Raw genomic sequence first — 13,361 nt, 5'->3', positions numbered from 1 at the left:
GATCTCGTATTCGTATTTGTTTCTGTGGACGGGTGCTTACTGGAACTGCGAGAGAAAGCGCAAGTCGCCGTCGAAGAACAACCGCAGGTCGTTCACGCCGTAGCGCAGCATGGTGAGCCGGTCGGGACCCATGCCAAAGGCAAATCCGATGTAGCGCTCGGGGTCGAGCCCCATGTTGCGCACCACGTTCGGATGCACCTGGCCCGAGCCCGCGACTTCGAGCCAGCGGCCGGCCAGCGGACCGCTCGCAAACTGGATGTCGATCTCGGCGCTGGGCTCGGTGAACGGGAAGAAGCTCGGACGGAAACGCAGCACGAGATCGTCGCTCTCGAAGAAAGTGCGGCAGAAGTCGGTGAACACGACCTTCAGGTCCTTGAAGCTCACGTTCTCGCCGAGCCACAGGCCTTCGCACTGGTGGAACATGGGCGAGTGCGTGGCGTCACTGTCGACGCGGTAGGTACGGCCCGGCGCGATCACGCGGATCTCGGGCGCCTTGACGGTGCCGGTGGTGTCGGCCGCGGCCGCCGCGAATTCGGCGGCGTACTTCTTGATGTGCTGATGCGCATAGCGCACCTGCATCGGGCTGGTGTGCGGACGCAGGTTGTAGGGGATGCCGTCGTCGCCGTTCAGGTCGACGTAGAAGGTGTCCTGCATCGAACGCGCCGGATGGTTCGGCGGGTTGTTGAGCGAGGTGAAGCTGTGCCAGTCGCTCTCGATCTCGGGGCCGTCGGCCACGTCGAAACTCATGCTCGAGAAGATCTCCTCGATGCGCTCCAGCGTGCGGCTCACGGGGTGCAATCCGCCCGGAATGCGGCGGCGGCCGGGCAGGCTCACGTCGAGCGCCTCGGCGCGCAGCTGCAGCGAAAGCTCTTCGTCGGCGAGCTGCTGGCGGCGCTCGGTCAGTGCGGACTCGATGGCCTGCTTGGCCACGTTGATGGCGGCGCCGCGCGACTTCTTCTCGTCGACGCTGAGCGCGGCCATGCCCTTCATCAGCTCGGTGATGCGGCCCGACTTGCCGAGGAACTGGGCCTTGGCGTTTTCGAGCTCGGCGGGCGTTTTCGCTTCGGCGAAGGCGGCGCGGGCGGTGTCGACAAGGGAGTCCAACTCGTTCATAGCAACAAAAATTAGGCGGGGAAATAAAAAAAGAGCTGGAGCCTTTTCAAGCGCCAGCCCTTGTGTCGTGGGCGCAGGAAGCCACCCGAAGGCGGCACTCCTGCTGTGCAGAATCAAGCAGCCAGCTTGGCCTTGACCTGCTCCACGATGCCGGCAAAAGCGGCCTTGTCGTGCACTGCGATGTCCGCAAGCATCTTGCGGTCGATCTCGATTCCGGCCTTGCGGATGCCGTTTGCGAACTGGCTGTAGGTCAGGCCCAGTTCACGCGAGGCGGCGTTGATACGCGCGATCCACAGTTGACGGAAAACGCGCTTCTTGGTGCGGCGGTCACGGTAGGCATATTGCCCAGCCTTCATCACCGCCTGCTTGGCGATGCGGAAGACATTGCCGCGGCGACCGCGGAAACCCTTGGCGAGTGCGAGAACTTTCTTGTGGCGGGCGCGAGCCGTTACACCACGTTTGACGCGAGGCATGTGTGTACTCCTTGTTCGTCTGAGTTAAATGCCACGGCCGGGCAGCATGGCGGCGACAGAAACCATGTTGGTCTCATGCACTGCGACTGCACCACGCAGGTGACGCTTGTTCTTGGTGGTCTTCTTCGTCAAGATGTGACGCTTGAAGGCTTGACCGCGCTTGACGGTGCCACCGGGACGAACGCGGAAACGTTTTTTCGCGCTGCTCTTGGTCTTCATTTTGGGCATGTGAATGCTCCTTTAGTTTGTGCTCGTGAGGCGCCGCGGATACTCCACGGACTTGTTGGCCCCGAGACACTTCTTTATCCCGCCCCTGCCTGCCCTTCCTGCGAAGCGCCGGCAGCGGCGAAATTCTTCATCAAACCCTGCAATCTCTCTACCTGCCGCCGTGGCAGCCTTTTCAGGCCGCCGCGGGCGCCGAAGCTTCCGAAGAAGCAGGCTTTGCGGCACCACCGCCGCCGCCCGGCTTCTTGCGGCCCGGCGCGATCATCATGATCATCTGCCGGCCTTCGAGCTTGGGAAACTGCTCCACGACGATCAGGTCGCCCAGCTCATCGCGGATTCGCTGCAGCAACGCCAGACCGAGCTCCTGGTGCGTGATCTCGCGGCCGCGGAAGCGCAGCGTGATCTTGCATTTGTCGCCCTCTTCAAGAAAGCGCTTGATGTTGCGCATCTTGATGTTGTAGTCGCCGTCGTCGGTACCGGGGCGGAACTTGATTTCCTTGACCTCGATGACCTTCTGCTTCGACTTGGCCTCGGCCGCCTTCTTCTGCTCGTGGTACTTGAACTTGCCGTACTCGATCAGACGGCACACGGGCGGATTGGCCGCGGCAACGACCTCTACCAGATCCACGTCAGCCTCACCGGCGAGGCGCAAGGCCTCGGAGAGACTCATAACACCCAATGGCTCGTTTTCCGGGCCTACAAGGCGGACTTCCGGGGCCATGATTTCCCGGTTCAGGCGGTGTTGGCGTTCCTCGCGGTGGCGGCGGTCGCGAAATGCAGTAGCGATGGTCAGAATCCTTCAAAAATTGCTACAAAATCTGTAGCGGAAGCCGGGTCAGTCCTCGCGGACAAGCGGCATGATGGGTCAAGAAACACACATGAGGGTGCTTCCAGGACAAATCAACGCTTGTCAGCAATATCCTGATTGAGCCGTCGTACGAACGACTCGAGGGACATTGCACCGAGGTCTTGATTGCCCCGGGCGCGCACTGCGACGGCACCAGCCTCCTTCTCTTTGTCACCCACGACAAGGATGTAGGGAAGCTTTTGCAACGAATGCTTGCGTATTTTATACGTAATCTTCTCGTTGTGCAGATCCAGCTGGACCCTAAGCCCTTGATTCTGCAGCGTTTTCGCCACTGAAGCGGCGTAGTCGGCCTGTCCTTCGCTGATGTTGAGCACCGCCACCTGCACTGGAGCGAGCCATGCGGGCAGCGCGCCGGCATGGTGTTCGATCAGCATGCCGATGAAGCGCTCGAGGCTGCCGACGATGGCGCGGTGCAGCATGACGGGGTGCGCGCGGCCGCTCGTTTCCGTGACGTACTCGCCGCCCAGGCGCTCGGCCGTGTTGAAGTCGACCTGCATCGTGCCGCACTGCCACTGGCGGCCCAGCGCGTCCTTCAGCGTGTATTCGATCTTGGGGCCGTAGAAGGCGCCGTCGCCGGGCGAGATGATGAAGTCGACGCCCGAACGGCGCAGCGCCTCCATCACCGCATGCTCGGCCTTGTCCCAGAGCTCGTCGGAGCCCACGCGGTTGTCGGGGCGCGTGGCCACCTTGTAGAGGATATCCGTGAAGCCGAAGTCGGCGTACACCTTCTGCAGCTGTGCCGTGTAGGCCACGCACTCTTCGAGGATCTGGTCCTCCGTGCAGAAGATGTGGCCGTCGTCCTGCGTGAAGCCGCGCACGCGCATGATGCCGTGCAGCGCGCCGCTGGGCTCGTTGCGGTGGCACTGGCCGAACTCGCCGTAGCGCAGCGGCAGGTCGCGGTAGCTGCGCAGGTCGCTCTTGAAAATGAGCACGTGGCCCGGGCAGTTCATCGGCTTGAGCGCGTACTCGCGCTTTTCCGACTCCGTCGTGAACATGTTGTCGCGGTAGTTCTGCCAGTGGCCCGTTTTCTCCCACAGGCTCTTGTCGAGGATCTGCGGACCCTTCACTTCCCAATAGCCCGTGTCGCGGTAGATGCCGCGCATGTACTGCTCCACCGCCTGCCACAGGGCCCAGCCCTTGGGGTGCCAGAACACCACGCCCGGCGCCACTTCGTCGATGTGGAAGAGATCCAGCTCCTTGCCCAGCTTGCGGTGGTCGCGCTTCTCGGCTTCCTCGATGCGCTGGATGTACTGGTCGAGCTGCTTCTTGTCGGCCCAGGCCGTGCCGTAGATGCGCTGCAGCTGCTCGTTCTTGGCGTCGCCGCGCCAGTAGGCGCCGGCGAGCTTCGTGAGCTTGAAGACCTTCAGGAAGCGCGTGTTCGGCACGTGCGGGCCGCGGCACATGTCGACGTATTCCTGGTGGTAGTACAGGCCCATGGCCTGTTCGTCGGGCATGTCCTCGACCAGGCGCAGCTTGTAGTCCTCGCCGCGTGACTTGAAGACCTCGATGACTTCGGCGCGCGGCGTCATCTTCTTGACCACGTCGTAGTCCTGCGCGATGAGCTCGCGCATGCGCGCCTCGATGGCGGCCATGTCCTCGGGCGTGAAGGGGCGCTCGTAGGAGATGTCGTAGTAGAAGCCTTCCTCGATCACCGGGCCGATGACCATCTTGGCCGTCGGATAGAGCTGCTTCACGGCGTGGCCGACCAGGTGGGCCGTCGAGTGGCGGATGATTTCCAGGCCCTCGTCGTCCCTGGGCGTGATGATCTGGAGCCTGGCGTCATGGTCGATGACGTCGCTGGCATCGACCAGCCGGCCGTCGATCTTGCCGGCCACCGTCATCTTGGCGAGCCCGGGTCCGATGGACTGGGCAACTTCGGCCACCGAAACCGGGCCGGGGAACTCGCGGCGCGAGTTGTCGGGAAGCGTGATCTGGATCATGGAAAACCTCGGGCGAAAAAACAAAAAGCGCGGTGACTGGCCGCGCTTTGCTTGGGATGAGAGCTGGAAGAAACCAGCGAGCGCGGGCTACCGGCCCTTTTCTTCGGAGATGAAGAAAAAGCCGCTGAATCCTTGCGGAGTAGTTCGCGGTGTCATAACCAAGGTGCCTTTCTCGCTCTTGTTGGGTGCAGAGGGCGCAATTCTATCCGCTGGCCGCCAGGCCAAAAAAAAGCCCGGCGCTCGGCCGGGCTCGAAGGTGACAGCGAAATCGTTGTGCTGGCGGAATCAGCGGATCAGTGGAACTGCTCTTCTTCGGTCGAGCCGGTCAGCGCCGTGACGCTGGACTTGCCGCCCTGGATGACCGTGGTCACCTCGTCGAAGTAGCCGGTGCCGACTTCCTGCTGGTGCGACACGAAGGTATAGCCGCGATCGCGCGCCGCGAATTCGGGCTCCTGCACCTTCTCGACGTAGGCCGACATGCCGCGCTGCACGTAGTCTTGCGCGAGGTCGAACATGTTGAACCACATCGAGTGGATGCCGGCCAGCGTGATGAACTGGTACTTGTAGCCCATGGCGCCGAGTTCCTTCTGGAACTTGGCAATGGTCGCGTCGTCGAGGTTCTTCTTCCAGTTGAACGACGGCGAGCAGTTGTAGGCCAGCATCTTGCCGGGGTGCACCTTGTGGACTGCGTCGGCAAAACGCTTGGCAAACTCGAGGTCGGGCGTGCCGGTTTCGCACCACACCAGGTCGGCGTAGTGGGCGTAGGCAATGGCGCGGCTGATGGCCTGGTCGATGCCCTTCTTGGTCTTGTAGAAGCCTTCGGCGGTGCGCTCGCCGGTGAGGAAGGGCTTGTCGTTCTCGTCGTAGTCGCTGGTGATGAGGTCGGCGGCTTCGGCGTCGGTACGGGCAATCACGAGCGTCGGCGTGCCGCAGACGTCGGCGGCCATGCGCGCGGCGATGAGCTTCTGCACGGCCTCGGTGGTGGGCACGAGCACCTTGCCGCCCATGTGGCCGCACTTCTTGACCGAGGCGAGCTGGTCCTCGAAGTGCACGCCGCCGGCGCCGGCCTTGATCATGGCCTTCATCAGCTCGAAGCCGTTCAGCACGCCGCCAAAGCCGGCTTCGGCGTCAGCGACGATGGGCGCGAAGTAGTCGACGTAGCCCTTGTCGCCGGGGTTCACGTTCTTGGACCACTGGATTTCGTCCGCGCGGCGGAAGGTGTTGTTGATGCGCTCGACCACGGTCGGCACCGAGTCCACCGGGTACAGCGACTGGTCGGGGTACATCGCCGAGTAGGTGTTGGCGTCCGCGGCAACCTGCCAGCCCGACAGGTAGATGGCCTTCACGCCGGCCTTCACCTGCTGCATGGCCTGGCCGCCCGTGAGCGCGCCGAGGCAATTGACGTAGGGCTCGTTGTTCACCAGCTCCCAGAGCTTCTCGGCGCCGCGGCGCGCGAGCGTGTGCTCGATGGGGAAGGAGCCGCGAAGGCGGACCACGTCGGCCGCGCTGTAGCCGCGCTTGATGCCCTTCCAGCGGGGATTGGTGGCCCATTCTTTCTCGAGGGCGGCAATTTGCTGTTCGCGGCTCAATTGTTCGGTGAGGGTCTGGGGCATGGTCACTCCGTGAGGTTGATTGAAAGGATCGGGCGCTGCGGCCGTGGAGTTACTCTAAACCGAAGCCAGACTCTTATGTCTTATAGAAGACATATTTTTAGTCCATCAAAATCAACTACTTACGCAGACATTTCTCAATGCAAAATTATTTTTCTCATATTGAGAAAAAATATTGCGCCGCAGCAGCCACTCTTTTCGCAATGTGCAATCGGTCTTTCAGGCGTGAAAACCCGGCGCCGGGAACGCCTCAGCTGGCAGCGGCGTGCGCGATCCAGTCGCCGCTGTCGATCACCGCGCGCCCTTCGATGCGCGACGGGTGGATCTCGTAGACCAGGCATTCGAAGCGCTGCGCACCCGCTTCCACGATCAGGTGGCGGCGGATGTATTCGCCGGAACCATCATCGGCAACTCCCTCGAGCCGGTCGAGCTCGGCTTCCACCTGGGGCGCGACGCGGTAGATCTCGCCGACCACGCGCCGCTGTCCGCCGAACACCGCGCCTGGGTAGGCGCCCAGGTCGTACAGGGTGGCGGCAATGCTCGCGTCGGCCACGTGGACCGGCGCGGGCCGATAGCGCGCGATGTCGTTGCGCCCGCCGCGGCGCAGGGTGCCGTAGACGAAGACGTGGCGCTGTGCGCTTGCGTCCGGCGCGCCATCGGGCTCGGGGGAATGGGGCATCATCGAATCCATCGTTCCAACAAGCCGTCCAGTCTATTGAACACCGCTGCTCCCGCCAGCCGCCTGCTGGCCTATGGTTGCCTGGCCCTGAGCATGTCGCTCGTCGGCAGCTACGTTGCCCTCTCCAAGCCGCTGGTGGCGGCCTTCCCCGTGCTGCTGCTCGCCTGGCTGCGCTTCGGCATCGCGGCGCTGGCCATGCCGCACTGGCTGCGGCGCGCACCGGGCGAGCCGCCGATGAGCGCACGCACGCGCGGGCTGGTCTTTCTCGAATCGTTCCTCGGCAACTTCCTGTTCTCGATCTGCATGCTGTTCGGCGTGAGCCTGACGAGCGCGGTGTCCGCCGGCGTGATCATGGCGTCGATCCCGGCGGCCGTGGCGGTCGCGAGCTGGCTTTTCCTGCGCGAGCGCATCACGGTGCGCATCGGCCTGGCCATCGGCTGCGCTGCGATCGGCATTGGCCTGCTGGCGCTTGCGCCGGCGCATGCACCCGCAGCGGGCGACAACAACGCCGCTTCGCCTTCGATGCCGTGGCTCGGCAACCTGCTCGTGTTCTGCGCGGTGCTGTGCGAAACCGCCTATGCGGTGATCGGCAAGTCGCTCACCGGCCGCCTCGGTCCCAAGCGGATCTCCTCGCTCATCAACCTCTGGGGCTTCGTGCTGTCGATGCCCTTCGGCATCTGGTTCGCGCTGCAGTTCGACTTCACTACAGTGCGCCTCGGAACCTGGGCGCTGCTCGTGGTCTACGCGCTGGCCGCGAGCATCTGGACCGTGTGGCTCTGGATGACCGGATTGCGCCATGTGCCTGCTGCGCAAGCGGGCGTGTTTGCCGTGATGCTGCCCGTGAGCGCGGCCCTCGTGGGCGTGCTGGTGCTCGGTGAAAGCCTCTCCGCGGCACAGCTGCTTGCGTTCGCTCTTGCGCTCGTTGGCGTGGTGCTGGCGACCTGGCCTGCGCGCCGAAGCTGAAAACCACGGGTTCTCCCCTCTGAAAAAACAACAACTCCCAATGAAAAAACCGCTTTTTCCCTTGGAAACGCGTTTTTTCTCCTTTAGCATCCGCAATGCCACTGGAGACGCAAGTTTTTCATTGGTGACTGTTTAACCAAAAAAGGAAATCAACCATGGCAACTGCAAAGAAGGCTCCGGCCAAGAAAGCTCCGGCAAAGAAGGCCGCTCCCGCAAAGAAGGCTGCGGCTCCTGCGAAGAAGGCCGCACCGGCCAAGAAGGCTGCTCCCGCAAAGAAGGCTGCTGCTCCTGCGAAGAAGGCTGCACCGGCGAAGAAGGCTCCTGCAAAGAAGGCCGCACCCGCCAAGAAGCGCACGCCCAACGCCGCGTTCATGAAGGCCCTGACCCCCAGCCCGGCACTCGCCGCCGTTGTGGGCTCGACGCCTCTGCCGCGCACCGCAGTCGTGAGCAAGCTGTGGGACTACATCAAGAAGAACAACCTGCAGGACAAGGCCAACAAGCGCAACATCAACGCCGACGCCAAGCTGAAGGAAATCTTTGGCAAGCCGCAAGTGTCGATGTTCGAACTGGCCGCGCTGATCGGCAAGCACGTCAAGTAAGCACTTGGGGGCCTCGCGCTCCTGCATCAGAAAGCCGGCTCATGCCGGCTTTTTTTTCGCCTGCGGCAACCGCGCGCCGCGGCTCTCTTCAGCCCCGCGCCTGCGCCGCCCGCGTGATCGACGCGAGCGTGCCGCGCGTGGTGATCACCTCGGGGTCGAGCGGGATCTCGATCAGCGTGCCCGTATCGGCCGCCAGCGCGCGCAGCAGCGCGGCTTCGAACTGCGCGGTTTCGGTCACGCGCTCGGCCGCATAGCCGTAGGCCCGCGCGAGGCCGCAGAAGTCGGGATTGCGCAGCGCGGTGCCGCTCTCGCGCTCGGGGTACTCGCGCTCCTGGTGCATGCGGATGGTGCCGAACATGCCGTTGTCCAGCAGCACGATGATGCTCTTGCCTCCATGCTGCGCAGCGGTCGCGAGCTCTTGCCCGGTCATCAGGAAATCGCCGTCGCCCGCGATCGTGAAGGCCACCCGTCCCGTCGCCAGGTTGGCCGCGATGCCCGCCGGCACGCCATAGCCCATCGCACCGCTGGTGGGCGCCAGCTGCGTCTTGTGGCCCTTGGCCAGGCCGTGGTAGCGGAAGTAGCGGTGCACCCAGCTCGCGAAGTTGCCGGCGCCGTTGGTGATGGCCGCGTCCGGCGGCAGGTGCTTCTGCAGCAGCGCAACCACCGCGGCCATGTCGACCGGGCCGCGCGGCGTTTCGGCCGGCATGCCGGCGAGCGCCTGCGGCTCGAGGTTCGCCTCGTAGTCCACATGGGCCTGCGCCGCCCATTCCTCCCACGGCAGGGTGTTGGGTGCGCTCAGCACCTCCAGGCTGCGCGCGGCGGCGCTCATGCCGGCGTTGATGGCCAGGTCGGCCTGGTAGACGCGGTTGAGCTCCTCGGCGCTGGCGTGGATGTGCACCAGCTTTTGCCTGGGCTTCGGCGCCTCGAGCAATGTGTAGCCGCCGGTGGTCATCTCGCCGAGGCGCGGGCCGATCGCAAGGATCAGGTCCGCATCCTTGACGCGCTGCGCGAGCTTGGGGTTGATCGCAATGCCGACGTCGCCCGCGTACAGCGGATGGTGGTTGTCGAAGGTGTCCTGGAAGCGGAAGGCGTTGGCCACCGGCAGCCGCCAGTTCTCGGCAAAGCGCTGCAGCGCCTGCGCGGCCTGCGCCGTCCAGCCGCCGCCGCCCGAGATCACCAGCGGCCGCTCGGACTTCAGCAGCAGTTCGCGCAGCGCCCCCGGGTCGCTCCACGGCTGGACCGCCTCCACGCGCTTCAGCGGCCGCGCCGCGGTCTGGCTGCGCAGCATGTCCTCCGGCAGCACCAGCACCACCGGCCCCGGACGGCCGTTCATCGCGGTGGCAAAGGCGCGCGCCACGTATTCGGGAATGCGGTTGGCGTCGTCGATGCGCTCCACGCGCTTGGCAAAGCCCTTGGTGCCGGGTCCGAAGAAGCTGCCGTAGTCGACCTCCTGGAAAGCCTCGCGGTCGCGGAAGTCGCTGCCGACGTCGCCGACGAACAGCACCATCGGCGTCGAATCCTGGAACGCGGTGTGCACGCCGATCGACGCGTTGGTGGCGCCCGGCCCGCGCGTCACGAAGCACACGCCCGGGCGCCCCGTGAGCTTGCCGTGCGCCTCGGCCATGAAGGCCGCGCCGCCCTCCTGCCGGTTGACGATGAAGCGGGCCCGCTCGCGGTAGGCATGAAACCCGTCCAGCACCGCCAGGAAGCTCTCGCCGGGCACGCCGAACGCGATCTCCATGCCCTGCTCGACCAGGCATTCGACGATCAGGTGGCCGGCGGGTTGTGATGTACTCATGGGAAGTCGAACCTCAGCTGCAATGTCTCCGGCAATTATGTGCGCCCGCTCCCAACGCCTTGCGTTAATTCACCAAATGGTTAAATTCGCGCCATGAAAGCCACCAAGGATCCCTTGCCCGAAACGGTCGAGCCGCGCTCGCGCGATGCCGACCGCTCGCAACTCGCCATCCTTGCGTCGGCACGCGACGAGTTCGCGCAGCGCGGCCTGGCCGGTGCGCGCATGGACAGCATCGCGGCGCGCGCGGGCCTGAACAAGCGCCTCATCTACTACTACTTCGGCAGCAAGGACGACCTGTTCCTCGCGGTGCTCGAACGCACCTATGCCGACATCCGGGAGGCCGAGCAGCAGCTGCACCTGGACGAGATCGATCCGGTCGAGGCCATCCGCCAGCTGGTTTCGTTCACCTGGCACTACTACCTGGAGCACCCCGAGTTCATCACGCTGCTGAACAGCGAGAACCTGCATTGCGCCGCGCACCTGAAGCGCTCCGAACGCATCCAGGAAATGAACTCGCCGCTGGTGCAGCTGCTCGACACGGTGCTCGAACGCGGCAAGCGCGACAAGCTGTTCCGCGCCGGGGTGGACCCGGTGCAGCTGTACATCTCGATCGCCTCGCTGTGCTACTTCTATCTCTCGAACAACCACACGCTGTCGGCCGTCTTCGGCCGTGACCTGCGCGCGCCCAAGGCCATGGCGCAGCGCCTCTCCCACATGACCGACCTCGTGCTGGGCTACGTGCTGCACTGAGCCTTCGGGCACCCCCAGCCTCTCCGGGTATCTACCGATTCGCAGCGGTTGCGCTGCGGGGACAGCCTTTCTAGAATCGCCAATTCACTCACTGGTGAATTAATCGACGACACAAGGCGGCCCGCCCGCACGGAGACAACCATGAAGCAACTTGTACGCACCACCGCACTGGCCACGCTCACCTGCCTCGCCGCCCTGATGCCGGGCCTGGCGTCGGCGCAGAACGGGTATCCCAGCAAGCCGATCCGCGTGATCGTGCCGTTCGCGGCCGGCAGCACCACCGACATCATTGCGCGCGCCATCGCCGACAAGATGGGCGCCAGCATGGGCCAGACGCTGGTGGTGGACAACCGCGGCGGCGCCAGCGGCACCATCGGCCAGCAGGCGGTGGCCACGGCCGCGCCGGACGGCTACACGATCATGATCCACTCGTCGTCGCACACGGTCAGCCCCTCCACCTTCGCCAAGCTGCCCTTCGACACGGTGAACGACTTCGCCGGCGTGACGCCGATCTCGTCGCTGCCCAACGCGCTGGTGATCTCGCCCGCCAAGGGCATCAAGACGCTGCAGGAGCTGGTCGCGGCGGCCAAGGCCAAGCCGGGCGCCATCAACTTCGCATCCGCGGGCCAGGGCAGCGCGACCCACCTCAACGCCGAGAAGTTCAAGCTGGCCGCAAAGATCGATGCGACCAACATCCCGTTCAAGGGCTCCGCCGAGGCTGTGACCGAAGTGCTGTCGGGCCGGGTCGACTACTACTTCTCGCCCATCGCGCCGGTGATCGGCCAGATCAAGGATGGCCAGCTGCTGGCTCTGGCCGTGGGCTCGCCCAAGCGCGCCGCCGCCCTGCCCGACGTGCCGACCACCACCGAGGCCGGCGTGCCCGGCTCCGAGTTCAACTTCTGGATCGGCATGATGGCGCCGGCCAAGACGCCGCGCGACATCGTCAACCGCCTCAACGAGGAAGTCGTGAAGGCGCTGGCTTCGCCCGAGGTCAAGGAGCGCTTCCTGAAGCTCGGCGCCGACGCATGGACGCTCAAGCCCGAGCAGTTCGACGCCTACATCAAGGACGAAATCAAGTCCAACGCGACGCTGGTCAAGGCCGCGGGCCTGACGCCGGCGCAGTAATTCCTTCCCCTTCTTTCTCTCTCTCCAACCCTCTTTCAGCAGAAGACATGGCCACACAACGACTCGGAATCATCATGCACGGCGTCACCGGACGCATGGGCATGAACCAGCATTTGATCCGCTCCATCTGCGCGATCCGCGCGCAAGGCGGCGTCACGCTGTCCAACGGCGACAAGGTGATGCCCGACCCGATCCTCATCGGCCGCAACGCCGAGAAGATGGAAGCGCTCGCAAAGAAGCACGGCATCGCGCGCTGGGGCACGGACCTCGACGCCGCACTGGCCAACAAGGACGACACCATCTTCTTCGACGCCGGCACCACGCAGATGCGCCCCACGCTGCTGGCCAAGGCCATCCGCGCCGGCAAGCACGTGTACTGCGAGAAGCCGATCGCGACCAACCTGAACGAAGCGGTGGAGATCGCGCGCCTGGCCGAAGGCTCGGGCCTGAAGCACGGCGCCGTGCAGGACAAGCTCTTCCTTCCGGGCCTGCGCAAGCTCGACATGCTGCGCCGCGCGGGCTTCTTCGGCCGCATGCTCAGCGTGCGCCTGGAGTTCGGCTACTGGGTGTTCGAAGGCGACCTGCAGCCGATCCAGCGCCCGAGCTGGAACTACCGCAAGGAAGACGGCGGCGGCATGATCCTGGACATGATGTGCCACTGGCGCTATGTGCTGGACAACCTGTTCGGCGAGGTGAAGTCGGTGTCGTGCATTGGCGCCACCCACATTCCCAAGCGCTGGGACGAAGCCGGCAAACCGTACGAAGCCACCGCCGACGACGCGGCCTACGCCACCTGCGAGCTCACGGGCCACAACGGCGAGCCGGTGATCGCGCAGATCAACATGAGCTGGGTCACGCGCGTGCGCCGCGACGATCTCGTGACCTTCCACGTCGACGGCACCGACGGCTCGGCCGTGGCGGGCCTGTCGAGCTGCCGCGCCCAGTCGCGCGTGGCCACGCCGCGGCCGGTGTGGAACCCGGACGAGAAGCAGACGATGAACTTCTTCGACCAGTGGCAGGAGATCCCCGATTCGCAGGTCTATGACAACGGCTTCAAGATCCAGTGGGAGCACTTCATTCGCCACGTGGTCGAGAACGAGCCCTACAAGTGGACGCTGCCCGAAGGCGCCAAGGGCGTGCAGCTGGTCGAGGCCGCGCTCGAGTCGTGGAAGGACCGCCGCTGGGTCGACGTGCCCGCGCTGAAGGTCTGAAGAAGAA

Annotated in this window: 13 protein-coding genes; 5 read left to right on the top strand and 8 right to left on the bottom strand. The window is 64.6% G+C overall.

The window, feature by feature from the left end; all coding sequences use genetic code 11:
• Nucleotides 1-36: 36 nt before the first annotated feature.
• The 7 genes from pheS to RZE77_RS09220 form a co-directional block, all read right to left on the bottom strand.
• The gene (gene pheS, locus RZE77_RS09250; RefSeq protein WP_319441573.1) at nt 37-1,113 is read right to left on the bottom strand and encodes a phenylalanine--tRNA ligase subunit alpha; all 1,077 of its coding nucleotides are present in this window, start codon (nt 1,111-1,113) and stop codon (nt 37-39) included.
• 113 nt (nt 1,114-1,226) lie between these two features.
• Nucleotides 1,227-1,586, bottom strand: coding sequence for a 50S ribosomal protein L20 (rplT, locus tag RZE77_RS09245; protein WP_012747009.1), 360 nt, complete (start codon nt 1,584-1,586; stop codon nt 1,227-1,229).
• A gap of 24 nt (nt 1,587-1,610) precedes the next feature.
• Nucleotides 1,611-1,814 carry a 50S ribosomal protein L35 gene (gene rpmI / locus RZE77_RS09240; RefSeq protein WP_007832497.1) on the bottom strand — a complete coding sequence of 68 codons (204 nt, stop codon included), beginning with the start codon at nt 1,812-1,814 and terminating at the stop codon, nt 1,611-1,613.
• 172 nt (nt 1,815-1,986) lie between these two features.
• Nucleotides 1,987-2,607: a translation initiation factor IF-3 gene (gene infC / locus RZE77_RS09235; protein ID WP_080515731.1), complete on the bottom strand. Its 621-nt coding sequence runs from the start codon at nt 2,605-2,607 to the stop codon at nt 1,987-1,989.
• Nucleotides 2,608-2,711: 104 nt separating this feature from the next.
• A complete protein-coding gene (gene thrS, locus RZE77_RS09230) occupies nt 2,712-4,619 on the bottom strand; it encodes a threonine--tRNA ligase (RefSeq protein WP_319441572.1) in 1,908 nt (635 codons plus the stop codon).
• A gap of 293 nt (nt 4,620-4,912) precedes the next feature.
• A complete protein-coding gene (aceA, locus tag RZE77_RS09225) occupies nt 4,913-6,232 on the bottom strand; it encodes an isocitrate lyase (protein WP_124959328.1) in 1,320 nt (439 codons plus the stop codon).
• Between the two features lie 247 nt (nt 6,233-6,479).
• On the bottom strand, nt 6,480-6,911 hold the full coding sequence (locus RZE77_RS09220; RefSeq protein ID WP_405547291.1) for a gamma-glutamylcyclotransferase family protein: 432 nt from the start codon (nt 6,909-6,911) through the stop codon (nt 6,480-6,482).
• Nucleotides 6,912-6,944: 33 nt separating this feature from the next.
• Here RZE77_RS09220 and RZE77_RS09215 point away from each other — a divergent pair, with 33 nt between their 5' ends.
• Together RZE77_RS09215 and RZE77_RS09210 are read left to right on the top strand one after the other, a co-directional pair.
• Nucleotides 6,945-7,871 (top strand): DMT family transporter, encoded by a 927-nt coding sequence (locus RZE77_RS09215; RefSeq protein ID WP_319441571.1) that lies wholly within the window; start codon nt 6,945-6,947, stop codon nt 7,869-7,871.
• Between the two features lie 155 nt (nt 7,872-8,026).
• Complete coding sequence (locus tag RZE77_RS09210) at nt 8,027-8,470, top strand: SWIB/MDM2 domain-containing protein (protein ID WP_012747003.1); 444 nt, start codon at nt 8,027-8,029, stop codon at nt 8,468-8,470.
• Between the two features lie 88 nt (nt 8,471-8,558).
• On the opposite strand, the gene RZE77_RS09205 is transcribed toward RZE77_RS09210, so the two are convergent.
• On the bottom strand, nt 8,559-10,268 hold the full coding sequence (locus RZE77_RS09205; protein ID WP_319441570.1) for a thiamine pyrophosphate-binding protein: 1,710 nt from the start codon (nt 10,266-10,268) through the stop codon (nt 8,559-8,561).
• A 93-nt stretch (nt 10,269-10,361) separates the two neighbouring features.
• Here RZE77_RS09205 and RZE77_RS09200 point away from each other — a divergent pair, with 93 nt between their 5' ends.
• The 3 genes from RZE77_RS09200 to RZE77_RS09190 all read left to right on the top strand — a co-directional run bounded on the left by RZE77_RS09200 (nt 10,362) and on the right by RZE77_RS09190 (nt 13,354).
• Nucleotides 10,362-11,018, top strand: a complete 657-nt coding sequence (locus RZE77_RS09200; RefSeq protein ID WP_319441569.1) for a TetR/AcrR family transcriptional regulator — start codon at nt 10,362-10,364, stop codon at nt 11,016-11,018.
• Between the two features lie 141 nt (nt 11,019-11,159).
• Nucleotides 11,160-12,143 carry a tripartite tricarboxylate transporter substrate binding protein gene (locus RZE77_RS09195; protein ID WP_319441568.1) on the top strand — a complete coding sequence of 328 codons (984 nt, stop codon included), beginning with the start codon at nt 11,160-11,162 and terminating at the stop codon, nt 12,141-12,143.
• A gap of 47 nt (nt 12,144-12,190) precedes the next feature.
• On the top strand, nt 12,191-13,354 hold the full coding sequence (locus RZE77_RS09190) for a Gfo/Idh/MocA family protein (protein ID WP_319441567.1): 1,164 nt from the start codon (nt 12,191-12,193) through the stop codon (nt 13,352-13,354).
• Nucleotides 13,355-13,361: the final 7 nt, after the last annotated feature.

Source organism: Variovorax sp. SPNA7, from assembly GCF_033807855.1.
Classification (GTDB): Bacteria; Pseudomonadota; Gammaproteobacteria; order Burkholderiales; family Burkholderiaceae_C; genus Variovorax; species Variovorax beijingensis.
This window is presented reverse-complemented; position numbering and strand designations above follow the sequence as displayed.